The sequence below is a fragment of the Halobaculum rubrum genome (assembly GCF_019880225.1).
GTDB lineage: Archaea > Halobacteriota > Halobacteria > Halobacteriales > Haloferacaceae > Halobaculum > Halobaculum rubrum.
This window is the reverse complement of the sequence record NZ_CP082284.1, coordinates 2,484,885-2,510,953: the sequence shown is the minus strand read 5'-3', so window position 1 is coordinate 2,510,953 and position 26,069 is coordinate 2,484,885. Positions and strand designations below refer to the sequence as shown.

Annotated in this window: 18 protein-coding genes and 1 pseudogene; 13 read left to right on the top strand and 6 right to left on the bottom strand. The window is 65.7% G+C overall.

The window, feature by feature from the left end; genetic code table 11:
• Positions 1 to 80: 80 nt before the first annotated feature.
• Positions 81 to 1,199 carry an MFS transporter gene (locus tag K6T25_RS12825; protein ID WP_225917857.1) on the bottom strand — a complete coding sequence of 373 codons (1,119 nt, stop codon included), beginning with the start codon at positions 1,197 to 1,199 and terminating at the stop codon, positions 81 to 83.
• 168 nt (positions 1,200 to 1,367) lie between these two features.
• Here K6T25_RS12825 and K6T25_RS15595 point away from each other — a divergent pair.
• Positions 1,368 to 1,536, top strand: a pseudogene (locus K6T25_RS15595) (ABC transporter ATP-binding protein); the annotation flags it as partial.
• 322 nt (positions 1,537 to 1,858) lie between these two features.
• Here the strand turns inward: K6T25_RS15595 and K6T25_RS12820 are convergent.
• Entirely contained in the window at positions 1,859 to 4,711 is a 2,853-nt protein-coding gene (locus K6T25_RS12820) for a PAS domain S-box protein (RefSeq protein ID WP_222914703.1), read from the bottom strand.
• 339 nt (positions 4,712 to 5,050) lie between these two features.
• On the opposite strand from K6T25_RS12820, the gene K6T25_RS12815 reads away from it, so the two are divergent.
• The 4 genes from K6T25_RS12815 (at position 5,051) to K6T25_RS12800 (ending at position 9,926) form a co-directional block, all read left to right on the top strand.
• Entirely contained in the window at positions 5,051 to 7,720 is a 2,670-nt protein-coding gene (locus K6T25_RS12815) for a PAS domain S-box protein (protein WP_222914702.1), read from the top strand.
• A gap of 183 nt (positions 7,721 to 7,903) precedes the next feature.
• Complete coding sequence (locus tag K6T25_RS12810; RefSeq protein WP_222914700.1) at positions 7,904 to 8,827, top strand: LLM class oxidoreductase; 924 nt, start codon at positions 7,904 to 7,906, stop codon at positions 8,825 to 8,827.
• A gap of 80 nt (positions 8,828 to 8,907) precedes the next feature.
• On the top strand, positions 8,908 to 9,135 hold the full coding sequence (locus tag K6T25_RS12805) for a DUF7385 family protein (RefSeq protein WP_222914699.1): 228 nt from the start codon (positions 8,908 to 8,910) through the stop codon (positions 9,133 to 9,135).
• Positions 9,136 to 9,203: 68 nt separating this feature from the next.
• Complete coding sequence (locus tag K6T25_RS12800) at positions 9,204 to 9,926, top strand: profilin-fold protein (protein WP_222914698.1); 723 nt, start codon at positions 9,204 to 9,206, stop codon at positions 9,924 to 9,926.
• Positions 9,927 to 10,090: 164 nt separating this feature from the next.
• Here the strand turns inward: K6T25_RS12800 and K6T25_RS12795 are convergent, their stop codons facing one another.
• On the bottom strand, positions 10,091 to 11,101 hold the full coding sequence (locus K6T25_RS12795; RefSeq protein ID WP_222914696.1) for an aldo/keto reductase: 1,011 nt from the start codon (positions 11,099 to 11,101) through the stop codon (positions 10,091 to 10,093).
• A gap of 279 nt (positions 11,102 to 11,380) precedes the next feature.
• On the opposite strand from K6T25_RS12795, the gene K6T25_RS12790 reads away from it, so the two are divergent.
• The 8 genes from K6T25_RS12790 (at position 11,381) to K6T25_RS12755 (ending at position 23,942) form a co-directional block, all read left to right on the top strand.
• Entirely contained in the window at positions 11,381 to 11,881 is a 501-nt protein-coding gene (locus K6T25_RS12790; RefSeq protein ID WP_222914694.1) for a hypothetical protein, read from the top strand.
• Positions 11,882 to 11,986: 105 nt separating this feature from the next.
• Complete coding sequence (locus tag K6T25_RS12785; protein WP_222914693.1) at positions 11,987 to 14,869, top strand: GAF domain-containing protein; 2,883 nt, start codon at positions 11,987 to 11,989, stop codon at positions 14,867 to 14,869.
• A gap of 111 nt (positions 14,870 to 14,980) precedes the next feature.
• Complete coding sequence (locus K6T25_RS12780) at positions 14,981 to 17,797, top strand: PKD domain-containing protein (protein WP_222914691.1); 2,817 nt, start codon at positions 14,981 to 14,983, stop codon at positions 17,795 to 17,797.
• 3 nt (positions 17,798 to 17,800) lie between these two features.
• Entirely contained in the window at positions 17,801 to 18,808 is a 1,008-nt protein-coding gene (locus K6T25_RS12775; RefSeq protein WP_222914689.1) for a CARDB domain-containing protein, read from the top strand.
• Positions 18,801 to 19,469 carry an NEW3 domain-containing protein gene (locus K6T25_RS12770; RefSeq protein ID WP_222914686.1) on the top strand — a complete coding sequence of 223 codons (669 nt, stop codon included), beginning with the start codon at positions 18,801 to 18,803 and terminating at the stop codon, positions 19,467 to 19,469. The genes K6T25_RS12775 and K6T25_RS12770 overlap by 8 nt, the downstream gene beginning before the upstream one ends.
• Before the next feature lie 254 nt (positions 19,470 to 19,723).
• Positions 19,724 to 20,428: an endonuclease III domain-containing protein gene (locus K6T25_RS12765; protein ID WP_222914683.1), complete on the top strand. Its 705-nt coding sequence runs from the start codon at positions 19,724 to 19,726 to the stop codon at positions 20,426 to 20,428.
• 278 nt (positions 20,429 to 20,706) lie between these two features.
• Complete coding sequence (locus K6T25_RS12760) at positions 20,707 to 22,878, top strand: acetate--CoA ligase family protein (protein WP_222914682.1); 2,172 nt, start codon at positions 20,707 to 20,709, stop codon at positions 22,876 to 22,878.
• On the top strand, positions 22,875 to 23,942 hold the full coding sequence (locus K6T25_RS12755) for a phosphotransacetylase family protein (protein WP_222914679.1): 1,068 nt from the start codon (positions 22,875 to 22,877) through the stop codon (positions 23,940 to 23,942). Before K6T25_RS12760 ends, K6T25_RS12755 begins: the two co-directional genes overlap by 4 nt.
• A 97-nt stretch (positions 23,943 to 24,039) precedes the next feature.
• On the opposite strand, the gene K6T25_RS12750 is transcribed toward K6T25_RS12755, so the two are convergent.
• From K6T25_RS12750 to K6T25_RS12740, 3 genes are all read right to left on the bottom strand, one after another.
• Positions 24,040 to 25,017: a phytoene/squalene synthase family protein gene (locus K6T25_RS12750; protein WP_222914677.1), complete on the bottom strand. Its 978-nt coding sequence runs from the start codon at positions 25,015 to 25,017 to the stop codon at positions 24,040 to 24,042.
• A 126-nt stretch (positions 25,018 to 25,143) separates the two neighbouring features.
• Positions 25,144 to 25,482, bottom strand: a complete 339-nt coding sequence (locus tag K6T25_RS12745) for a hypothetical protein (RefSeq protein ID WP_222914672.1) — start codon at positions 25,480 to 25,482, stop codon at positions 25,144 to 25,146.
• Between the two features lie 386 nt (positions 25,483 to 25,868).
• A complete protein-coding gene (locus tag K6T25_RS12740; protein ID WP_222914669.1) occupies positions 25,869 to 26,036 on the bottom strand; it encodes a hypothetical protein in 168 nt (55 codons plus the stop codon).
• Positions 26,037 to 26,069: the final 33 nt, after the last annotated feature.

The following is a 26,069-nucleotide window of genomic DNA, read 5'->3' as shown; positions in this document are numbered from 1 at the left end:
GAAACCCGTTCACGTCGGGTCCCGTCTGGGCTGCTCGGACACTGTAGAGTACGACGTCACGCTCCCCGTAGTACCGACCGTCATCGTTCGATCGGCGTCTCCCAGAGCAAGATCCCTGTCGAGCCGACGATGAGGACGACACCAGCCACAGCGAGCGCAAACAATGGGGAGACGACGTCGGAGATGATACCGCTCCCGAGTTGGAACGGGACGACGGCGAGGCCACTGACCATCGCCATCGCACTGAGTACTGTCGCACGTCCTATCGTCTCGATACGATCGTTGACGTACTGGCCAGCGAACGACCGCGTTACGTCCGAGAGCCCGCGAATCAGGAGGAACGTCGGAAGCGCGAGGACCGGGACGAAGTACATCCCCACCAGTGTGCCGCCAACGATGAACGGCAGCCACAGAAACCACGTTCGAAGTCCGAGGCGCGCACGGATCGCACCAGTGTAGTAGCTCAGTCCCGCGCCGAAGAGGCTGTACGCCGCGTAGAACCAGCCGAGTAGAGACTTCACCTGCGACTCCGAGACACCGAAGTCGAGTACGACGGTCTCGAAGATCGGCTGGAGAAACACGAACACGAGGTACGTCACCGCCGCGTAGAGGACGTAGTAATACAGCACGAACGCCCGCATATTGTGCTGTGAGACCGTCTGCCGGATGATCGAGAGCGTACGGCGGAGACTCAAGTCCGTGGTATCGGTTCGTTCGTAGGTCTCGGGGTCGTCTATCGTCAGGAGAACGAACGCGCCGAGTGCTGTGACCCCGGCAGCAACGAACCACGGATACGACAGGTCGATACTTCCGAGATAGCCTCCGATGATTGCCGCCCCAGCGCCGATCGCTAGTGCGACGGACTCGCCGCGGCCACGGACGTGCGCGAACTGGTCCTCGGAGAGACCGTCCGTGAGCGTATCGTACAGCCACGCGTCTTCGCTTCCCGAGCGGAAGTTGTAGCCCATCGACCAACAGACGTACAGAGCCGCGAGCGCCCAGAAGGAACCCGACAGGCCGATTCCGAGCAGCGTAAGCGAGATGAGCGCGGTTCCGATCAACAGACTGTTTCGTCGACCGACACGGTCACCGATGTACCCCGTCGGAATCTCACCAAGCAGCGTCGTTACGTTGTAAATCGCTTCGAGAACGGCTATCTGCGTAAAATCGAGTCCCTGTGCGAGGAAGAAGAGATACATGATCGGGCGGTAGAACTCGACGGCCTTGGTCGATTTGTAGAGATAGTACTTCAGAATGCTTGCCGGAGGTAGATCGGATGGCTTCCAGAACGGACCAACCATACTCGCGATGGATACCCCGGAGAGATGGTTGTTGTGTTATGAGCGATCTGACTTTCCGTAATACGGCTGATCCTCGACGAGCCGACGATGGGGATCGACCCAAACGGGGCTCGCGAGATGCGCGATATCATACGCGGCGAGCGCGACTGTGGGGGCGACGGTCTCCCCACATATCCTTGAGCAGGTCGAGGCGGTCTGTGGCCGCGTTGGAATCCTCCGAAACGGCGAACTAGTGGTCTGTGGATCCCGACAGATTCTGTATAGCAATATACAGTATATATATACCGCATCTAAACCACGCGTCTCGAGATAGGAGGCTCGATACTGCAGGAAACGACCGATGAGCTGATTGGTGATATTCACTTGTGCTTACGTCCTAAGCCCAAGTGGATTCTGGTGCCCGGAAGCCCTCGGGTGAGCCGCATGGATACTTGAGACGAACTGCAAGGGTTTCCGGGCCGGATTCGGCCCTCTCCGTCGCTCGATGACGCACTGACTGCGTTCACCTTACATGCGGAGTTCGGTAATAGCCCAACAACACATCAGTTACTATATGTTTACTTTTCGGACTCCTCGCCGAAGAGTGTGGAGAGAAGATTTCGATGTGCCGCCCGAAGTTGTGTCGAAAATGCTGGTTGTGAGATATCCAGTAAGTCCGCGATCTCCGTACCGGTCCGCTTGCGTTGCTGGTCGAAAAATCCACTATAGTATGCCGTCGCTAAGATATCCCGCTGCCGCCCCGTCAGCGAGTCGTCCAACAACCGCATCCACGAATGAGACGGAGACGTCGTGGTCTGCTCGTGTATCGCTACGTTGACATCCGGGTACTCGGTCTTCAGGTGTCGGACAAGGGTTTGCTTCTCCCGCTCTTCGCGTATCGACGCCCTGACCCTGCAGTGTGAACCTGTGACCACAACTGACCGAATGTTCGCACCGACCGTTGCGAGGGTTGTCACGAGACAGTCACCGATGACGACAGCTTCGTACACCGTCCGGTCCGCTTCGGATATCATCCGGAGGTCGGCTACGGATGAGAGCTCTTCGGCGACAGCTTGGACGTCCACGGACCCGGCGTCTTCACACTGGAAGTGGACGAGGTACGTCTCCTCTGACCGCGGGATGATGTTTTCGACTAGAATGCTTGTCGAGAGATGGTCCGCAAATTCGACGAAGAGATCCGTCGCACCTGTCAGGTCGAACGTCACATCGATCGTTTCCCCACCGAGGAGCGCATTCCGTTGCTCGCTCGTATTGAGTGCATAGCCTACGAGCTCACCGAGTTCGGTCAACACGGACTCGGTTCTGTCGTCGAACGTGTCGGGTTGATCGCTGTAGATAGTCATGATCCCGTATGAGAATTCGTCGTAAACCAATGGGACGCTGATTCCGGACTGGAATCCGTGGCGCAGTGCTGTATCTCGCCACTCGGTCTGGTGTGGGGCTGTTGCGATCCGCGGGACTGTGACGGTCGTTCGCTCCCTGGCCGCTCGGACCGAGGGGATCGTATTACCCGGTTCGAGATCGAGCGAGACTGTGTCCAGGTAGTTTTGCGGTGCCCCGGCCCGTGCGGAAACTCCTATTTCGCTCGCCGCGGGGTCGGGTTCACCGATCCATGCATATGTGAATCGATCGAGAGAGACAAGTGAGTCACACACGTACCGGATGATCGCGTCGCGGCACTGGGCCTGTATTAATGCCTGCATGATCGTCCGGATCTCGTCGTTGAGCTGATCGATGCGCTCAAGTCGCTCAGCTTGTACCTGTGATTCCCGTTCTCGCTCCCGGAGTGTCTGGGTTCGCTCGGCGCGATCAAGCGCCGCTTCGGCAGTCGAGGCGAGGGCCCCCGCGATCTTTTCGGTCATCTCATCGAACGCGCCGACCGACGTATCACCAACGAGGAAGACTCCATGTTCTCCGAGAGGAATGAGAAGCTCACTCCGGATCGGCGTCCCGGCGTTGCATCCGCCGTCGCTGGTTCGAATATCGTCAAAACGTTCCCGTTTCCGGTCTGTGAAAACACGCCAGGCGACGCTGTCGCCCGGTGGAATACGCTGTAGGGTTCCGAGAACCTCGTCGAGATCTTCGGTATACGCGGCCGGGGCTAGTTCTCCGGAGTGGTTGTCGTAGAGATAGACGACACACCCTGACGCGTCGAGCACCCCAGTCGTAGTCTCGACGGTGATCTGTGCGATTTCCGCGTCGGTTTCGGCCTGCAGGAGCTCCTGTGCCGCCGTGTTGATCCCGGTGAGTGCGTTTTCGTAGCGACGTTGTTCGGAGATGTCGCGAAAAATCCCGTGTATGAGCGTGCGGTCGTCAAGTGATACGGTCGAACTGTTGATGGAGACCGGGACCCGACTACCGTCTGTCGTTGTGAGATAGTTTGGTTCACCGTCATCGAATCTCCCGATCGCGTCCGGATCTTCGACGTGGTCATCGAACAGTTCCTGATATCGTTCCGCCTCCTCCCCGGGGTGGAGCGCAGTCTGATGGAGCCCGATGATTTCACTACGCGGTTGATCTCGAAGGGCTGCTGCTGCGGCGTTTGCCTCGATGAGTTCACCCGTGTCGGCATCCGCGACGAAGATCGGATCAGGCGCAGCGTCGATGAGTGTCCGATATCGCTTGTGGGCCGCCTCCAGTTGCTGTTCTCGTTCCTTCCGTTCGGTGATGTCTCGGACAGTCGCAACGTGATACTCCTGCTCCAGTGAGACATGAGAGATGCGTAACTCGACTGGGAACGTGGACCCGTCCTTGCGCTGATGCTCGCTCTCGATCACTTCGGTCCCGTTTTCTCTCACGGTTGCGGCGAAGTCGTTCCACGTTTCCATCGAAAATGCCGGGGTAATGTCCGGCACCGACAGGGACACTAGCTCCTCGTGATCGTATCCGAGCAGTCGACACGCTGTCCCGTTCACGTCGATTATGGCGCTCGTGTCCGGATCAACGATCAAAACCCCATCGCACGCGTTATCGACCAAGTTGCGGAACAACTCGAGTTCCCGTTCGCGTTCCTTGAGGTCCGTAATATCCTGTAGGACCCCGTTCGCCGCGACCGGATTTCCGCCGTCATCGTGTTCGCATTCCGCACGCTCGTGGATCCACTTCGTCGTGCCCTCGACTTCGATCCGATACTCGATGTCGAACGCCTCGCCGTTGAACACTTTGTTTCGCTCCTGTCGGACGACCTCTTTGCCTGGAGAGACAACCAGCGAAGGAACGTCATCGTGCCCGTATGAGTCCTTGTCACTCGGGAACCCGAGTATCTCGCTCGCCATCTCTGACCATTCGGTATCGTTTCGTTCGAGATCGACATACCAACTACCGAGGCCGGCTATCGTTTCCACCTCCCGAGGATGGACACCTCTGAGACAGTCATCCGGTAACCCCTCGCCGCGATCGTTGCTATTCATATAATCCATCGTTAGCATAATGGTTATTATAATATACTATGGTTTGATTACGCGGGACTAAAACACAGTCACAAACAAGTATGACGGAGAACGAGCCTCCCAGCGAGTCCTCTTCGGACGGTTCGGGCTATCGGTCCAGTCAGTCACAGCGGGCGATATGGACGAACCGTACTGCTGCAATTATCGGGGGTGTGGGAGTGCCGAACACAGGCGGAGGCAAATCGTCGACCGTTCGCGACCGATGACTACTAGCTGTGACGGTCTTCACCGCAAGCAGGGTGAACGCCGTATGGGAGCCCTCCGGAACGAGCAAACTCGATGGTTTTCCCCGGATCCAGAATGAGCCCAGCAGGGAAAGACCCCAGCGGACCGATTCGCGTCCTTCACGTCGACGACACTCGGGACCTTGCAGAGATCGCCGCGGAGTTCCTCGAACGACAGGAGGACCGTCTTCACGTCGAAACGGCGACAAGCGCACATGAGGGAGCGGACCGCCTCAGTGACGCGGACTTCGACTGTGTCATCTCCGACTACGACATGCCGGGGATGGACGGGCTCGAGTTCCTTGAGGCGATCCGCGAGGAGTACGGCAGTCTGCCATTCATCCTGTACACCGGCAAGGGCAGCGAAGAAGTCGCCAGCAAGGCGATCGAGCACGGCGTTACCGATTATCTCCAGAAAGAGTCCGGTTCCGAACAGTACAAGATCCTCGCGAATCGCGTTCTGAACGCCGTCCGACAGCACCGTGCGACTCGACGCGCGGAGAATCTCGAACGGATCAATCGCGTCCTTCGAGACGTGGATCAGGCGCTCGTGCGGGCGGAGACACGCGACGAGATCGAAACACGGGTCTGTGAGATCATCAGCGACGCCGATCCCTACCGGTTCGCTTGGATCGGTGAGCACGATCCGAACTCACAAACGGTCCAGCCACGGGCCGCAGCGGGGGTCGAATCGGGATATCTCGATTCGATAGAGGTGACGACCGACGAACGTTCGACCGGAGCGGGTCCTACCGGTCGTGCAGTCCGTACCCGTGACTTGGAGGTCATGCAGCAGATCCCTGAAAGCGACGAGTACGAACCGTGGCGCGAAGATGCGCTGGAACGAGGCTACCGGTCGAGTGCTGCGGTTCCTCTCGTTTACGACTACACCATGTACGGCGTCCTGAACGTCTACGCCGACCGAACCCACGCGTTTGACGAGCAGGAGCGCGAGTTGCTCGGCGAACTCGCCGAGGACATCGCCTATGCACTCTCACAAGCGGAGATTCGATCGCGTCAGCGCCGCTACGAACGTGTCATCAGGAACCTCCCTGTGGGAATCTATCGGACAACTCCCGGTGAAACTGGACGGGTGGTCGACGCGAATCCCGCTCTCGCCGAGATCTTCGACGCCGAGTCGGTCGATGAGATACTCGGCCGTGAAGCCACAACGTTCTACAAGGACTTCGAAGACCGAACTGAGCTGAGCCGAAGACTCAAAGAGGAGGGTGTCGTCTGGGAACGAGAACTTCGCCAGGAGACGCTCTCCGGGGGCGAGATCTGGATAGAAGTCACCGCGATGCGAACGGAGGAAGACGGTGACGTATACTTTGACGGGATAATTCGCGAGATCACGGAGCGAAAGGAACGAGAGCAACAGCTCCGACTCTTCCGGAACGCTGTCGAAGCGTCCGGGCATTCCATCTATTTCACGGATAGCAACGGCACTATCGAGTACGTCAATCCTGCATTCGAAGAAACGACCGGGTACACTGCCACCGAGGCGATCGGAGAAAACCCGCGCCTCCTCCAGTCCGGGGAGCACGACAAGGAGTTCTACCGGGAGATGTGGGAGACGATCTTGGCAGGTGGTACCTGGCGAGACGAGATAACCAACATGTCGAAGAACGGCGATACGTATGACGCCGATCAGACGATCGCACCAGTCGTTGGCGAATCAGGGGACATCGAACACTTCGTCGCGGTCAACGCCGATGTCACTGAACAGAAAGAACGGACGCGGGAGTTAGCACGCAGTCGAGAGCGGTGGCGAGCGCTGTTCGAGAGTTCGCCGGATGCGATCGTCGTCCACGATGAAAACGGGGACGTCCTCGAGGTGAACAATCGGAGCGTCGAGAGTCTGGAATACTCGCGAGCGGAACTCCTCTCGATGAACGTGGCCGATCTCGACACTGGCCTCACTCGAAACGAACTGCAGGACGTTTGGGAATCGATGGATGTCGGAAAGCGATTCAAAGCCGAGACTCGGCTTAGACGACAGGACGGATCCACGTTCCCGGTCGAGGTGTGGGTTATGAAGATCGAGCTCGGAGACGAACTGCGGTTCCTCGCACTGGGCCGGGATATCAGCGAACGCAAGGAGTACGAACACGAACTCGAACGACACAACGAGCGTTTGGAGGACATTATTGAAGTGATCGGTCACGATCTACGGTCCCCACTAAACGTCGTTGAAGGACGTCTCGAACTGTTACAGGAGGAGTACCGAAACGAGCATCTGACTGCAATACGGCATGCTCTTGACCGCTGTAGGGCATTGATCGAAGAACTTCTGGTACTGGTTCGGGAGGGAACGTCAGTGACCGAGTGTGAGCCGGTCGACCTGGCGGACGTCACCGAGAAGTGTTGGCAGACGGTTGCACCGGCCGGGGCGTGTCTGAATATTGAGACGGAGGGGGCAATTCGGGCCGACGGCGATCGGCTCCGTCATCTCCTGGAGAATCTCCTTCGGAACGCGGTCGAACACGGCGGCGAAGACGTTCGTGTGACTGTCGGTACTCTCGCCGGTGGATTTTACGTCGAAGATACCGGGTCGGGGATCCCGGTCGACGATCGGGACCGTGTCTTCGAGAGTGGGTTTTCGACGACTGACCTCGGAACGGGGCTCGGCCTCGCTATCGTTGAGCAAGTCGCCGACGCACACGACTGGGATATCACGGTCACCGAGAGTGCTGCCGGCGGTGCCCGGTTCGATGTTCACGGTGTCGCTACACCCGAGTCGTGATCGCTGTACTGTCTCACGGTCGATATCGGGTCCGGCTTCCCTCCTGCGAGGGTGCTTCCGCCGTTCGAGCGGACGTGAACCCGTACCGGTGAGGGAACTGGACGGCCATCGCAGCGTCGTCGCTCGTACACACGGGGCTCCGGGATCACCAACGACATACGCGCCGCGCGCGGACGACGGCGCGTGACCGACTGGAGCGACCATCGCGGGTACGGCCGTCTGTTCGCCGGCGACGATCTGACCTTCGGAACGGGGTTCCCGCTGACGGACGCACGCGAGTCGCGCCCCTCCGTCGAGGAAGAGATGACGCTGGCAGCCCACGCCGAGGCGGTCGGGTTCGACGGGCTGTGGGCGCGCGACGTGCCCCTGTACTGGCCGCGCTTCGGCGACGCCGGCCAGACGTTCGACACCTGGCCGTGGCTCGGCCACGTCGCCGCCCACACCGACGAGATCGCGCTCGGCACCGCGAGCGCCGTTCTGCCGCTGCGACACCCGCTGCACGTCGCCAAAAGCGCCGCCACGGTCGATCACCTCTCGGACGGTCGGCTGGTGCTGGGCGTCGCGACCGGCGACCGCGACCCGGAGTTTCCGGCGTTCGGCGTCGACATCGACGACCGCGGCGAACGGTTTCGCGAGTCGATCGACCTCCTGCGAACGGTGTGGCGCGACGAGTTTCCGGATGTCGACGGCTCGTGGGGGGAGCTCGACGGCGACCTCGACGTGGTCCCGAAGCCCGTCGGCGAGTCGATCCCGCTGCTTCCGACCGGGTTCGCCCGGCAGTCGATCGAGTGGATCGCGGACCACGGGGACGGCTGGTTCTTCTATCACCTCCCCGAATCGACGCTGGAGTCATATCTCGACGACTGGCGCGGGGCCGCCGGCGACAAGCCGTACGCGATGGCGGTTCGGACGGAACTCGCCGACGACCCCACTGCGGGGCCCGAACACCGCCACCTCGGCTACCGCGCCGGCGCCGAGTGGTTCGTTGAGTACTTCCGCGGCCTCGACGACCTGGGCGTCGACCACGTCCTCGTTTCGCCCGCCGGGGGCGACGACCCCGAGGCGGAGCTGACACGGTTCGCCGAGACGGTGATCGAGCGGGTCTGAGCCGTTCCGATAGGGACGCGATCCGACGCCCGGACTGTCCGTTCCTGATGATTGATAAGGTGGGGTTCGTATCGGTGGACATGGACATCGACACGGAGGAGTTGCTCACGTCGCTGACCAAGCGCGAGGACAACGCCGCGATCAAGTCGTACCAGAACACCGTCGCGGTCGCCTGTCCGGCGTGTGAGGAACCGTTCGACGACCTCGTCGTCTGTAAGCAGAACCCCACGAGCCTCGACCTCTCGAAGCAGTTGGACCTGTGTGTCGGCGTCGACGACGGGCAGGCGTACATCTTCACGCACGGGTAGCCGGCTGAGGTGACGGCTCGGTCGACCGACACCGCGGTGGTTATGCCCTGCCAGCGTCACCTCCGACCGTGACTGACTGGCCCCCGGTCGACCCCGCCGATGCGAACGCGGTCGCCGACCGACGTGACGAGATCGTCGAGGCGGTCCGCGAGCACGCCGGCCGGATCGCCTACCAACTGGCGCTGCTGCAGGGCGGCGACTACGGCAGTCGAGACGTCGACACCGACCGTGGCACGTGGACGGTGAAGTACGAGGGCGGCGATCTGGAGTACCTCCTGTTCTCGCCGAGGAGCGGCGCGGACGTGTACGTGATCTCGACGAAGCGAGACCCGGAGCCCGAACCGTTGGCGACCGCGCTGGCGGACTACGACGCGTTCGTCCGCGGGTTCAACGAGTACGTCGACTCGCTGGAGGGCGTCCTCGACGACGTATCCGCCGAGTTCCCTGAGGCGACGACGACGGAGACGGCCGTCGCGGAGCGCGACCGCGTGCTCGACGCCGTTCGTGACGCCTGCGACCGGATGGCGGGCGAGCTTCACCGCTACGAGGGCGGCGACTACGGTACTTACGCCGCTCGCGTCGACGGTACCCGTTGGGAGCTGAAGTGGGACCGCGACGGCGTCTCGTACCTCCGCGCGGGCGGCAGCGGCGGCGTCTACCTCCTCTCGCAGTACGAGGCACCCTCCGCGGCCGACGTTCGGCAGTACGCTCCGCAGTTCCGCGGCTTCGTCGAGGCGTACAACGAGGAGATCGGGGAGTTGGAGGCGGAACTGGCCGCGATCGAACTGTGAGACGCCGCCGTCGCCGCCACCGCCCCGAGCCCCGCCGAACCGCGTGAGATGGCCGAGCACGGAAGAATAGGTGACTATCTCAACTCAGGTGTGTGAGGTAACTCGTGCAGCGAGTGCTCTCGAACGAGTTGCGTCGGCGGGGGAACGGAGTCCTCCGGGCCGGACTACAGGCCGGCGTAGGGGCCGCCCTTCGCCTCGGTGAGCCGCTCGACCTGCTCCTCGGAGAGGTCGATCGTCGCGGCCGCGAGGTTCTCCTCCAACTGCTCGGTCGTTCGGGCGCCGACGATCGGCGCCGTGACGCCGTCGCGGTGCATCAGCCACGCGAGGGCGGTCTGTGCGGGCGAGGCGTCGACCTCGTCGGCGACGGCGTCGAGTTCGTCGTGGAGGTCGAAGTTCTCCTCGGTGAGATAGGCGTCCGCGAACCGGCTGGACTCGGCGACGCGCGAGTCGCCCGTTAGCCCGTCCTCGCGGTCGTATTTCCCGGTGAGAAAGCCCTGTCCGAGCGGGCTCCACGGACACACCGCCAGGTCCTGGTGGCGTGCCATCTCGAGGTAGTCTCCCTCGATCTCGCGGTCGACGAGGTTGTAGCGCGGCTGGAGCACCGAGAACGGCTCCCAGCCCTCGTTGCGGGCGATCTCGTTGGCACGGGCGACCTTCCAGGCGTTGGGTCGCAGCGTCGAGGCGCCCAGGTAGTGCACCTTCCCGTCCTGGACGAGTCCGTCGAGCGTCTTCATCAGCTCGCGTGCGTCCGTCTGGTCGTCCCAGCGGTGGATGTACAGCACGTCCACGTAGTCGGTCCCGAGGCGATCGAGCAGCGCGTCGATCCGATGGCGGATGTTCTTCCGGTTCGTGCCGCGGCTGTTCGGGTCGCCGTCGCGGATCTGCCAGAAGATCTTCGAGGCGATCGTGTAGCGCTCTCGGTCGCGGTCGGCGAGCCAGTCGCCGATCCAGCGCTCGCTCTCGCCGCCGCCGTACACGTCGGCGGTGTCGATGTAGCGACCGCCGGCGTCCGCGTAGGCGTCGAGCAGCTTGTGGGCGCGCGTTTCGCCGATCTCGACGTTGCCTTCCTCGGTCTCCTTGCCGAATCGCCAGGTGCCGAACTGCAGTTCGCTGGTCCGGATGCCGGTCCCCCCGAGTTGAACGAACTCCATGTCGATGTCCTCGATCTCTGTCATCGATCGGGCGTTCGTCGCTTCGAGTGAAAAGGGTTCAGCATGCGGAACGCGACGAGGGCGCGCGACCGTGCCGTCGCACACGGCTGGTTCGCGTGGGGATCGGGGCGGATCTCGTCTGCGACGGGCTGGAGGGACGAGCAACTACCCGCCCACTCACCTCGACGGCTATTACGCCGCACGGGTCCCGAACGATGGGAACCCTCCCCGTGCCGGATGGGTCGCTTTCGCTGGTGATACTCGGGGGCGAACGGCTTTGTGTGGCAGTCGAGTCCGTCGGGTATGGAGTCCCCGGATCGGAGTGGTGCACCGATCGCGGCCCGAGAGCGGTCGCCGCTGTCGGACGACGACAAACGCGACATCGCTCGGACGATCGACCGTGCGGTCGCGTCCGGGGCTGACGGCCTCGAGACCGACGAGTGGACCGCTCGGTCCGGGTGTCACGTCGCGTTCGTCGTCCGGACCGACCGGATCGAGATCCGGCTGCGATACGACGCGCAGTGCCTTCCCGGGCCGGTGGTCGTTCCGGGGGCCGACGAAACCGCCCCGTCGCTGGTCGACGACGGCGACGCCCCGACGGCGTTCGTCTCTCTCTCGGCCGCGCACGACGCGCTCTACGAGGATCTGACCGACGCCGCCGGCCACGGAGTCGACCCGTACGCCGTCGCGGTGCCGGACACGCCGGTCGCGCGGTCGATCGCCGACGGAACGGTGACGTTCGTCGCGACGCTGTCGGTGCTGACCGGCGAGGGATCCGCCGAGCGCCGGACGTACGAGTGGTGACGGACGGCACGTCGACCCCGTCGTATCACGTGTGTCGGTAGGGTATCGAAACTGATACTAATGCCGAACCTATATATTGTGGTGTCTAGATATCGATCAGTTGGAATGACAGATCAGATCCGCGTACTCCACGTCGACCCCGAGCCCGAGTCCGCGGCTCTGATCACCGAGTACTTCGAGCGCGACGACTCCGTCGTCGTCGAAACCGCCGTCGACGGCGAGGCGGGACTCGACCTGCTCGCGTCGATCCCGATACACTGCGTGGTTTCCGAGCAGGTGCTCCCGGATCGAACCGGAATCGAACTGCTCGAGGAGGTACGCGAGGATCACCCGCAGCTCCCGTTCGTGCTCTACACCGACGAAGAGAGCGAGCGGGTCGAGCGCGAGGCGTTCTCGGCGGGCGCGACCGATCACCTCCCGAAACGGGCGGGATCGGACCGACACGAACGGGTCGTGGAGCGTGTGCTGGCTGCAGTCGAACGTACCCGTGCAGTCGGGGGGACGCCTGCGGAGGCTCGACGCCACGCGCTCGCGAGCGACGTGAACGAGGCGCTCGTCAGAGCGACGACGGCGGCCGACGCGGTCGACCGCGTGTGTGAGCGCCTCGTCGACGCCGACCCGTTCTCGGCTGCCGGCGTCGGGACGTTCGACGCCGAAGCCGGCGACATCGCGTTCGAGTCGCTCCTGTTCGCCGACCGCGATCCGTCGTCGGGAGCCGGCGACGGTTCGACTGTCGGTGACGGCAGCGGCGCGCTCGAATCGGCCGCCGAAGACGCCGCACGCGCCGCCTCGGAGGACGGCGCCACCGTCGTATGGACCGACGGGAGCGCACGTTCGGGAGCCGGCGAGTACCCACGTAGCGTCGAGGAACTCGCGGCGGTCCCGATCGAGGTGACGAACGCGGTGCACGGCGTCCTCGTGGTTACCGCCGACCGCGACGGTGCGATAGGGCGGCCCGAACGGACGTTGCTCGAACGCCTCGCCGACAACCTCGCGCACGCGCTGCGGGCGTTCGAAACCCGAGAGCAGTTGCACGAGGAGCGCGACCGGCGCCGGGCCCTGTTCGCCAATGCCCCGAGCCCGGTTATCGAGGGGGAGATACTCGACGGCGGCGACACTCATCGCATTCGGGCGGTCAACGCGGCGTTCGAGGAGACGTTCGGGTACGAGCAACCCGAGGTGGCCGGGGCGGATATCGCCGACGTCGTCGTTCCCCCCGAACGGCTCGCCGATCACCGAGCGCTCCGGTCGCGGATCGCCGAGGGCGAGTCGATACTCGAGGAGGTCGTCCGCGAGACGGCCGACGGGGAACGGGAGTTCCTGCTGAGCGGGATCCCGTGGGGCACCGACGGCGAGATCGCCGACGGCTGGTACGTCTGGCACATCGATATTTCCGAGCGGAAGCGCAGAGCGAACGCGATCGAGAGGCTCCACAGCGCGACGGGGGCGCTCGTCGAGGCGGCGACGGCCGAGGCGGTCGCGCAGATCACCGCGGACGCGCTCCGCGACGTGCTCGATCTCCCGTTGAACGGGGTTCATCTCCACGACGAGCGCGAGGACGAACTCGTTCCGGTCGCGTGGACGGACGAGACCGAGGAGGTGATCGGCCATCCGCCGACGTTCGCTTCGGGGGAGGGGATCGCCGGCCGGACCTACGAGTCGGGTGAACCGCGCGTGTACGACGACATCGCCGACGTGTCGGAGCGATACAACCCGGAGACGCCCGTGCGCAGCGAGATGGTGCTTCCGCTGTCGGACCACGGCGTGCTCCTCGTCGGGGCGTCGGAACCCGACGCGTTCGACGACCTCGACGTGTCGATGGCACGGACGCTCGCGGAACACGCCACCGCGGTGTTACACCGCATCGAGCGCGAGCACGTGCTCGAGGAGCTCCAGGACCGGACCCGCCAGTTGATGCAGGCGTCCACGCGGGACGCGATCGCCGAGATCGCCGTCGAGACCGCCAACGAAACGCTCGGAGCGCAGTTGAGCGGGGTCCACTTCGCCCGCAGCGGCGGGCGACAGCTCGAGCTGACGGCCCACGCCGACTCCGTCGAGACCTCCTTCGACGAGCTCCCGATCTACGACCGAGGAGTCGACGACGACCCCGCCAGCGACTTCGTCTGGGAGGCGTTCGACAGCGGAGAGCCACGATCCATCGACGACATCCGAACCCACGAACGGCTCGCCGCGGAAACGCCGAGCCGGAGCGTGATCGTTCATCCGCTCAACGATCACGGCGTGTTCATCGTCTCGTCGACCGAGCCGAACGCGTTCGACGAGACGGACAAGACGTTCACCGAGGTTCTGGCGACGGCCGTGGCTGCCGCGCTCGATCGGGTCGAACACGAACGGGAACTCCGCAGACAGAACGAACAGCTCGACGAGTTCGCCGGGCTGATCTCACACGACCTCCGGAATCCGCTCAACGTCGCTCAGGGGCGGGTCATGTTGGCCCGCGAGGAGACGGATACCGACCACCTCGACTCGGCGGCGAGCGCGATCGACCGGGCCCTGTCGCTGCTCGAGGAGTCGCTCGCGATCGCACGGCAGGGTCACGACGACAGCGACGTCGAACCCGTCGAACTCGCGTCGGTCGTCTCGGAGTGCTGGGCACACACCGACACGGCTGAAGCGGAACTGACCGTCGAAACGGATCGGACCGTCCCGGCCGACCCGAGCAGACTCAAACAGCTCCTCGAGAACCTGATCAGGAACGCCGTGAAACACGGCGGAGACGACGTCCGCATCACCGTCGGCGACATCCCCGGCGGGTTCTACGTCGCCGACGACGGCCCGGGGATCCCCGACGACGAGCGTGAACGCGTCTTCGAGGTCGGTCACACCACCGACGACGAGAGCACGGGATACGGGCTGTACATCGTCCGGGAGATCGCGGAGGCACACGGCTGGGACATCAGCATTGCGGACGGCGAGGCCGGTGGAGCCCGGTTCGAAGTGGTCGGTGTTGACAGCACCGGAACCTAACGACTCCGGCGACGGCGGGCACCGAGAACCGATCGGTACTCCGATCGTTTCGGGGTCCAGTTAGTTGTATAATGAGATAGATATAAGTTTCAATTAGGTATTCGAACCGGTATGAATCGACGGTTCGGCAGACGAACGTTCCTGGGTCTCGGCGCTGCCGCGTCCGTCGCCGTCGGCGCCTCGACGGTCGCGCGTGCGGAGTTCTCGGGGGTCGATCAGGACTTCGAGTCCGTCTCGGTCGGCGGGTACCCGAGCGGCTGGAGGAAGGACGGGTCCACGGATCAGGCGGTCGTCAGCGAGCGCGCACACAGCGGCAGCCGGTCGCTACGGGTCAAAGGAAGTCACGGCGGCTGCTGGGAGGCGATCGCGAACGCGCCGATCGGCGGCCACCCCGGCGAGACCGCGGTTCGGTTCTCGGGCGCCATCCTCCCCGGCGCCGCCGGATCCTTCGGCTGCCACGACAAGTACTACGCGCGACTCAAACTCAGGACGGACGCCGGCGGCGGCTGGTCGGACGGGTCGAGCCGCTCCATTCTCACGATGCACCGAGACGGAACGCTGTACGCGCCCGGCGGTGTCGCCGTCGGGTCGTTCTCTCCCGGGGAGTGGATCAGCTACGACATCGTCTATCAGTACGACGCCGGTGCAAACGAGATCACGCTCGACTACGAGATCGACGGCGGATCGAGCGGCGGAACCACGACCGTCGACGCCGCGAGCTGGGAGACGGACATCTCGTATCTCACGCTCAACAGCGGGGACTTCACCGCGTACTGGGACTCGGTCGTCGCGAAGACTGCGGGGGGCGGAAACCAGGTGCCGACCCCGGCGTTTCAGTACGTCCCCGAGTCGCCCACCACCAGCGACGAGGTCGTCTTCGACGCGAGCGACGCGAGCGACGCCGACGGCTCGATCGTCGGGTACGCGTGGGACCTCGACGGCGACGGCGACTACGACGCCACCGGCGAGACGGTCACCCACACCTACGGCAGTAGCGGCGAGTACCCGGTCTCGCTCCGCGTGACGGACGACGACGGGGCATCGGCGGTGACGACGGAGACCGTCACCGTCGGGAGTGGGAACAGGGCGCCGTCGGCGTCGTTTCAGATCTCGCCGCAGTCCCCGACGGTCGGCGACACGCTCACGTTCGACGCTTCGGGCGCGAGCGACCCCGACGGCTCGATCAGCCGGTACGAGTGGGACCTCGACGGCGACGGCGACTACGACGCCACCGGTCGAGTCGTCGAGCGCGGCGTCGAGCGCTCGGGAACGTACGAGATCGGGCTCAGGGTTACCGACGACGACGGGGCGACCGACAGGGTCAGCCGTTCGGTGACGGTCGCGGAACCGGAGAATCAACAACCCACGGCGACGTTCGAGGTGAGTCCGTCGCCGCCCGTGGCGGGGTCGCCGGCCACGTTTGATGCGTCGGCCGCCGACGATCCGGACGGCTCTATCACGGGCTACGAGTGGGATCTCGACGGCGACGGAGGGGTCGACGCGAGCGGTCGGTCGGTCGAACACACGTTCGAGGAGGCCGGCGACGTGACGGTTACGCTCAGAGTCATCGACGACGACGGCGCCGTCGGCAGTATCGAGCGGACGCTGTCGGTGGCCGAACCGGAAAACAAGCCGCCGTCGGCGGTGTTCGATACCTCGACTGCGGAGCCCCGGGCCGGCGAGACGGTTCGCTTCGACGCCTCGGCGAGCACCGATCCGGACGGAGCGATCCAGCAGTACCGGTGGGACCTGACCGGCGACGGAAGCCGCGACGCGACGGGACAGACGGTCGAGTACGCCTACGAGTCGCCGGGCGAGTACACCGTCAAGCTCACCGTCGTCGACGACGCGGGCGCGAAGGCCACGAGCAGCGGCACCCTCACGGTCACAGAGAACCCGCTCACTGCGCTCCAGGCGGCGCACCTGGAGACGGCCGAACGAGTCGACGAGATCTCGGTCGCGAACCTCGGCGCGACCGCCAAGGCCGAACAGGCGAATCGCGCGTTCACCGAGGCGGTCGAACGCGGGGACATCGATCAGGGGACCGCGATCGACGCGATCCGCCGGCTGGACTCGGGGCTGAGCGTCACCCAGGACACCCTCGAGTACATCGGTCCCGCCGAGGAGTTGAGCAGCAACCGGGTCGACCTGGCACAGGAGATGGCGCTTCCGACGATCAACACCGCGATGGAACTGCTGTTGACCGTCGTCTCGATCGCGAAGAAGGTCTCGAAGGGCGTCGGACTCGGGACGAAAGCGGTGCTCTCGACGGCGAAGTCGAAGGCCAAAGACGCCGTGAAGACGATCCTGAAGGGAATGCTCGGTCGACAGATCGACGCGATGTCGAAGATCGACTACGAGGCCAACACCATCGTCGGCGAGATCATAAACGGGGGACTGGACACGGTCGCTGCCGTCAACGAGGCCCTCGAGGCGGCCGCCCAGCGGGTCATCGATTCGGTGTCGACGTCGATCCAGTACTACGCCGAGAAACGGATGGCCGCCGGGGTCGCTCCCCTGGCCGGGTCGTTCCTCGGGTCGACGCCAGCGTCGATCGCGGCGGGACTGGAGTTCTTTTACGCGTACCTCTCGCCCGAACGCGTGGCCCAAGACGGCCTCCGGGGCGACACGAACGCGGCCATGTCCGCCGCGACCGACGCGTCCCAGTCGATCGCGAGCGAGGCCGAGGACACGCAGGGGATCATCCGGGATGCCAAGGAGTTCGGCGAGTCGTTCTCGCTCACCGAGTCGGTGTATCGCCTCTGGAACGACCCCAGCATCTGGGAGGTCGCGAAGACGATCGGCTCGGTCGTCCTGTTCGTCGCCGGCGGCGTCGTCGACGCGTTCGCGACCGGCGGGGGGATCGGCGCGCTCGTGAAGATCAACGTGACACATCACCTCGGGCTGTTCAACGCGATCAGGGGGTAACCAATGCGGGACACAACCACCGAAATTCCACGACTGTTCGAGGAGTACCGCAGCGCACTGTCGGACGGCGACCTCCCCGCTGCCGTCGAATACGCCGTCCGGATCGACGACACCGAGTCGAGCATCGACTCGCTGCTGACCGACTTCCAGACCGCCGTCGAGAACGACGAACGGGTACTCGCTCGAACCATCCTCGGACAGATCGCCGAGACGTACGAGCGGCGCGGACAGGACTTCCAGGCGCGCACTCAGCGGGCGATGGCCGCCGTCGAGGAGGGGACACTCACCGAGTCAGAGCGGGAGGACCTGCTCGCGTTCACCAGAAACGCCGCCCAGACCGACCTGACCAGGACGGGCTTTCTGGTCGACGCGGTGAACTTCTTCGAGGGGACCCGAGAGGGGTCGGCGCTGGTCGAGACGACGAACCAGGTCCGTCGCACCGAAAGCGACATCGACGAGGCGTCCGACTCGGTCTCGTCGGTCACCTCGGAGGCGTCCCTGACGGCGTCCCCGAGCATCCTCGGGAGCTCGGCGCCCGGGGAACTGACGCAGGGAACGACCGTCGAGCTGGTCGCGACCGTCGGGAACGTCGGCGACGCCGAGTCCGCCGCGCTCTCGGTGACGGTCGACTCCGACGACGGCATCGAGCCGACCCGGTCCTCGTACGAGGTGGGGCGCCTCGCCGGCGGCGACCGAACGGAGGTGACGGTCGAGTTCACCGGTCGCCGGGCCGGCTCTCACTCCGTGACGGTCGCGCTGGAGGCCGACGGCTCCGTCGTGGAGTCGGTGAACGAGACGTTCGAGGTGCAAGAGACGGCCAGCTCCGTCCGCGAGGCGATCGTGGGCGGCGACTCGGGAGAACTCGACGCGACCGACATCAGGACCGCGATCACCCATTGGTCGAACGACACGCAAGTCCCCGGAACGGGCGGGAAAACCGTCGAAACCGAGACGCTCCAGCGACTCGTCACCGAGTGGGTCTCGGCGAACGGGGGCGACACGGATGCGTGACCGAGACCCGCCTCACGGCGGCAGCACACGGTGGCTGTACGCGGCGATCGTCGCGCTGACGGTCGTTGCTGTGGCGACGACCGGACCGGTCGCGGCCCAATCGGACGGGGGGCTCGGGCTCTCGCTCGATCCCGTCCGCGACACCGTCGAGCCGGGCGAGACGGTGCAGATCGGCGTGACAGTCGAGAACGCCGGCGACGATGTCGCGCCCGGAACGGTGTTGGCGTTGGACCCGCTGCCCGACGGCTGGGTGCTCGAGTCGTGGTCCGGGACCGACGCCGCGTTCCGTAACTCGACGAACGAGTGGCTCTGGACGACAGTCGACTCCGGGGAAACCCTGAAGTTCACCGTGGTGGTGGGGGTGCCGTCCGACGCCGCGGGCGACGGAACGGTGTCGGGGACCCTGACCGACGGGACGGACCGACAGACGTCCGCGAGCACGACGATCCGAGTGAACGCGGGCACTGCGACCGCCACACCGAGCGGCCCCGCGTCGACGTCAACCGCCGCCGGCGACGGCGGCGACGGCGACGACGACGTGCAGCGCCGGATCCGCACACTTCGCACCGCCGTCGAGACGCCCGGGTTCGGCCCGATACACGCCGCGTTGGGCGTCCTGCTGGCCGCAGCGATGGTGGCGATTCGTCGGGACCGAAGGTGACGACGCCCCGCTCGATCCGTTCGGCGTGAGAACCGGATCGGGGGCAACGGTCGATGCCCTCGTCCAGTGGCGGTCTCAACTGGGCCGAACGTCGATCCGCGCGCGGATCCGCTCGACTCGGAGGCGACCTCCCGGCGACAACGGTCGGGCTTGTCGCGTTCCATCGACGCCGTCGCGGAGACTCGCCGCCGACACCGCCGTCGAACCGGGCCGCGGCCGCGGCGTTGAAGCCACGTGAGTTCCGACAGTTCGGCATGTCCAGTCAGGACGCGACCTGGGACGAGGCGGCCGTTCGTGACCTCCACGCGGACCTCATCGACCTGTACGGCGCCGTCGGCGCCGGCGACGCCCACGGCGCCGACAGCGACCCCGACCCGGGCGACGGGGTCCGACAGTTGCTCACGACGATCCTCTCGCAGAACGTCGCCGACGCCAACACGGAGCGTGCCGCGGAGACCCTCTTCTCGACGTACGACGACTTCGGCGCCATCGAGTCGGCCCCGACCGACGAACTCGCGGAGGCGATCCGCGTCGCCGGCCTCGCGGACACGAAGGCCGCGCGGATCCAGCGCGCGCTCGCGGCGACCCGCGAGGAGACGGGCGGCGCGTACTCGCTGGCGTTTCTCGACGCGATGCCGACCGACGAGGCGAAGGCGTGGCTCACCGACATCAAGGGGGTCGGACCCAAGACGGCGAGCGTCGTCCTCAACTTCCACTTCGGCAAGCCGACGATGGCCGTCGACACGCACGTCGAGCGCGTCTCGAAGCGGTTCGGCCTCGTCCCCGAGTCGGCGTCGAACGCCCGCGCGCACGACGTGCTCGACGCGACGATCCCCGACGGCCTCACCTACCCGATGCACGTCCTGCTCATCGACCACGGACGAACCCACTGTGCGGCTCGGAGCGCGGACTGCGACAACCCGGTGTGTGACCGCTACTGCGACTGCGAGTGGTGTTGACTCGATCGCTCCCGCCGCTGTCACCCTCACGAGACGACTACCCAGCACGCGGTATCTCACGCGATCAATGAGGAAGAATAGCCGGTAGCGGCGCCGAGACAGCCGATCGCCGGCCCCCAGTCGTTGACAACGGCGGGCAGATTCTTGTGCGACGCCCGCGAACCGCCGGACGGTGACGATGTGCACAAGACGAGTTCCGACGCGCTCGGTCGACCGACGCCGCCGACTCGCGAGCGGGACCGGCGGACGCTCCGGTCGGCGACGATTCGGGGTGGGCAATGAGCGGTGACCACGAGCCGACTGACGCGTCCTTCGACGGCGAGGATGCGGCGCTCGACGGCGGCGCGGCGCTTTCGGGGCTGTTCGCACCCGCGCGCGTCGCCGTCGTCGGCGCTACCGATCGCGAGGGGTCGGTCGGGCGGGCGGTGACGGAGAACCTCCTGGCCGAGTTCGACGGCGAGGTCGTGCCGGTGAACCCGAGCCGCGAGGAGGTGTTGGGCCTGTCGTGTGTCGGGTCGGTCGCGGACGCCGACGCGGACATGGCGGTCGTCGCGGTCCCGCCTGGGGCCGTCATCGACGTGGTCCGCGAGTGCGGCGAGTCCGGCGTCCGGAACGTCGTCGTCCTCACGGCCGGCTTCGGCGAGACTGGCGCCGAGGGCGCCGATCGCGAGCAGCAGCTCCGGTCGGTCGCCACCGAGTACGGGATCGACCTCGTCGGACCGAACAGCCTCGGCGTGATGTCGAGCCCGCGCGGGCTCAACGCCACGTTCGGTCCCGACGCGCCGCCCGCGGGCGGCGTCTCGTTCATGAGCCAGTCGGGGGCGTTCGTCACGGCCGTCGTCGACTGGGCGAAAGGCGAGGGGATCGGCTTCAAGGACGTCGTCTCGCTGGGCAACAAGGCAGTCCTCGACGAGACGGACTTCGTCCGCGCGTGGGGCGACGACCCCGACACGGACGTGGTCGTCGGCTACCTCGAGAGCATCGACGACGGTCGTGCGTTCGTCGACGCCGCCCGCGAGACGACCGACGACACGCCCGTCGCGGTCGTCAAGTCGGGGCGCACCGACGCCGGCGCACAGGCGGCCTCCAGCCACACGGGCGCCATCGCCGGCTCGGACAGAGCCTACGAGGCCGGGCTCGACGCCGCGGGGGTGTTGCGTGCGGAGTCCGTCCAGGAGCTGTTCGACGCCGCCCGCGCGCTCGCCGGCGGCGACGTGCCCGAGTCCGACGGCGTCGCCGTCGTGACGAACGCCGGCGGCCCGGGCGTGATGGCGACGGACGCGGTCGGCGACGCCGAGCGCCTTCGGCTGGCGAGCTTCGGCGAGGAGACGGTCGACCGCCTCGGCGAGGCACTCCCCGACGAGGCGAACGTGTACAACCCCGTCGACGTGATCGGCGACGCGAGCGTCGACCGATTCCGGGAGGCGCTCGACGTCGCGCTGCAGGACCCGGACGTGGGCTCGGTCGTCGTGATCACCGCGCCGACCGCGACGCTGGACTTCGGAGAGTTGGGCGAAATGATCGCCGACGCCGCCGACGAGCACGGCGTTCCGATGGCCGCCTGCCTGATGGGCGGGCAGCGACTCGCCGACGCCGGCGACGTGCTGCGCGATCGGGGGGTCCCGTCGTACTTCGACCCGGCGCGCGCGGTCGGCGGCCTGGAGTCGCTGACGGAGTACCGCGAGGTACGCGGGCGGTCGTACCCCGAGCCCGAGCCGATCGATGCCGACCGAGAGCGGGTCCGCGAGATCCTCTCGTCGGTGCGCGATCGGTCGGACAACCGCCTCGGCGTCGAGGCGATGGAGATCTTCGACGCCTACGGCATCCCGACGCCCGACGGCGCGGTGGTCGACGACCCCGCGGAGGCCGAGCGGGTCGCCGAGGGGATCGGCGAGGAGGTCGTGATGAAGATCGTCTCGCCGGACATCCTCCATAAGTCCGACATCGGCGGCGTCAAGGTCGGCGTCCCGGTCGGCGAGGTCGCCGACGCGTACGAGGATCTGGTCTCGCGGGCGCGCAACTACCAGCCCGACGCGACGATCCTCGGCGTCCAGGTCCAGGAGATGATCGACCTCGATGAGGGCGTCGAGACGATCGTCGGCAGTCACACGGACCCGCAGTTCGGTCCGTTGGTCATGTTCGGGCTGGGCGGCGTGTTCGTCGAGATCATGGAGGACACCACCTTCCGACTCGCGCCGGTCGGGCGCGGCGAGGCCGTCGAGATGACCGAGGAGATCGACGCCGCGCCCCTGTTGCGGGGCGCCCGTGGGCGCGAGGCGGTCGACATCGACGCGGTCGTCGACGCCGTCAGGCGCGTCTCGCAGTTGGTCGCCGACTTCCCGAGCATCGTGGAACTGGACGTGAACCCACTGGTCGCGACGCCCGACGGGGTCCGGGCCGTCGACCTGCGACTCACCGTCGACCCCGAGGAGCTGGAGACTCAGTCATGAACCCGTTACTCGTCACATCGACCGCCGAAAGCACCGGCAAGACGGCCGTCACGCTCGCGCTCGCGCGCATCGCCGCCGAGCGCGGACGCGAGGTCGGCTACATGAAACCGAAGGGTACGCGCCTCCAGAGCGTCGTCGGCAAGACGCTCGACGAGGACCCGATGCTCGCTCGGGAGCTGCTCGGCACCGACGCCGAGATGCACGAGATGGAACCCATCGTCTACTCGCCAACCTTCATCGAAGGGGCCATCCGCGGCCGCGAGAACCCCGACGAGCTCCGCGAGCGTATCGCGGAGGCGTACGACGGGCTCGCAGCGGACGCCGACACCATGTTCGTCGAGGGCGGCGGAAACGTCCGCACCGGCGGGGTCGTCGACCTCACCGATCCCGAGGTGGCCGAGATCCTCGACGCTGAGGTCCTGCTGGTGGCCGAGTACGGATCGCCGGGAGACGTGGACGACCTGCTCGCGGCCGTCGACGACGTGGGCGACCGCCTCGCCGGCGTCCTGTTCAACCGCATCGACGACGCTGTGTACGACGACGTCGACCAGGACGTGATCCCGTTTCTCACGAGCCGGGGTGTCGAGACGCTCGGCGCCCTCCCGCGAAGCCCGGAACTGGCCGGCGTGACCGTGTCGGCGCTGGCGGACGAGCTCGGCGCGGAGGTGCTCGTCGAGGGCGACGGCGACGCGCTCGTCCAGCGGTTCTCCGTGGGCGCGATGGGCGCAGAGGAGGCGCTTCGCCACTTCCGGCGCGCCCGCGACGCCGCGGTCATCACCGGCGGCGACCGCTCGGACATCGCCACGGCGGCCGTCGAGGCCAACAGCGTGCGCTGTCTCGTCCTCACCGGCGGTCACCGGCCGTCCGGCTCCGTGCTCGGCAAGGCGAAGGAGGCCGGCCTTCCGGTGCTGTCGGTGGCCTCGGACACGCTCACGACCGTCGACCGTGCGGAGGACGTGATCCGCAGCGGCCGGACGCGAGACGAGCGGACGGTCGAGGTGATGCGCGACCTACTGGAGACACATGCGGACGTGGACGCGCTGCTCGGCCCGGGTGGTGACTGAGCGGCCCTCGACGCCACACTCCGGGGTGAGCGGTCACCCACGATTCCCTTCCGACCGGATGGCGCACGCCGGCGACCCGCCGTGACGTCCGTCGGGGTCACCCCGAGCGCACCGAGACATCGTTCGCATACTCCGAGTGGGACCGACGGTCGTCGGTACCGCCGCCGCCGTCGGGTGCCTCGAGGTCCGTCACCCGGTCGAACACCGAGCGCGGATCGTCGCTGAATTGCCAGCGGAGCCGGGCCCGTGCGATCAGGCTGAGCCGTCGCCGCATCGTCAACGTGGGACGCGTCGAGACCACGTCGTAGCCGAGATCGCGAACGAGTCGGTGTTGGTCCGCGTACATCACTGCGGCCGCCAGCACGGGGAACTGGCAGTCCTCGGGAAGATATTGGATCCCGTCGACGCCGTAGTAGTAGAGCCGTTCGGCCCGCGCCAGTTCCTCGCGTACCGCGTCGGCGACGCCGTCCGAGAACTCCAGTGCGGCGACGTCCTCGTGACCGACCCCGTTCGCTTCGAGCGTCTCCGCCGGCAGGTACACCCGGTCGTACTCGAGGACGTCCTCGCGGACGTCCCGAATGAAGTTCGTGAGCTGGAACGCTTCCCCCAGCGCCCCCGCGTGCGGACGCGCCGTCTCCTTTTCGGGAGGATCCATCAGCTCCAGCATCATGTGGCCGACCGCCGCGGAGGACCCGCGAAGGTACGTCGACAGTTCCTCGCGGGTCCGGTACCGGCTCTTGTCGATGTCCATCAACATCGACCGGATGAACGTCTCGACCTCTTCCCGTGGGATGTCGTGACGGGCCCTGAGGTCCGCGAAGGCCTCGACGACCGGATCGTCGGCCTCGCGCTCGCCGAGGGCCGCCGCGCGCATCCGCTCGAGGCGCCGTCGCTGTTCGTCCGGCGGGGCGGGATCCTCGTCGTCGACGATATCGTCGGCCGTCCTGAAGAACGCGTAGAGGACGTACGTCGGATACCGCGCGCGTTCGGGGAGGAACCTCGTCGCGACGTGGAAGGTCTGTCCCGTCCGTCGCTGAACTGCCTTGCTCCGTTCGATCTGCTGTTGTGAGACCATCGTGAGTGGTGGGAGGCTGCTCGGTTTGGTTCCGCACGGTTCGCTGAACACGTGATTGTACCCGCCACAAGGTGGTCAAATCCATACCAAGTCAACTTGGGTACTATAAGACGGATACCCCCGAACTCAGTACTCGTGAAACTCGCGACCACAGCGAGTGCACTCGATCGTGGTCGGGCCGAACCAGCGCCGCACCTTCTCGACGGGGCCGTGACACTCGGGGCACACGCCGAGACCCCGGTCGTCAGCCGCCCGTGTGGACAGGTCCAACAGCAGGTCCTCGAGTTCCTCGATCCGCTCTTGCTGGTTCTCGACAGTCTCCTGCAGTTGATCGACGCGTTGTTCGTACGCCTCGGCGGAGTCGAGGTCGACGACGACGTCGGCGTCGTCCGTCTCCGCCTCCGCCTGGGACTCGGACTCGTCGTCCGTGTCGGCCTCGGTCTCCTGTTGGCTATCGTCAGTCACGTCCGTATGTCTCGGCTGAACGGCTTCAATCGGGAACCAAGTCAGTTTGCCATGCCCCGCGGCGCCGCGGGCCGACGGCGGCCGATATGAACCGTTCGACGTCACTCACGGCTACACTGAGCCGCTGCACTGCCGCCCCGGTACCCAACAGTTTGGTCGGGGTCCCACACTCGGTGGATCGGGGACTCCAGCAACGTGTTCGGTCGCGCCGTCGGCGGCCGCGTCGGAGTTCCGAACTCGCCTTGAGGGCCATGGCTACTCGCCGGTCGACTCGCTCGGGTCTCGAGACGCACTCGTCTGCAACTCGCAGCACCGGGCCCGACGACCAGCGCGACAAACGGGTACACGCGGTCAGGTCCACCGGCTGATGAACACGCCGGCGCCGATCACGACCACCGGCTGATGAACACGCCGGCGCCGATCACGAGCGCGGCGACCACGACGTTTAGCGCGCCGGGAACGACCTGTCCGACCGTCGCGCGATACACACCGAACGCGGCGAGCGCGATACCGACGAACACGTGAGCGCCGAGCACTACAGTCGCCTTTTCCATACGTCCGATACTGCCGACGGGCGCTTCAAGAGT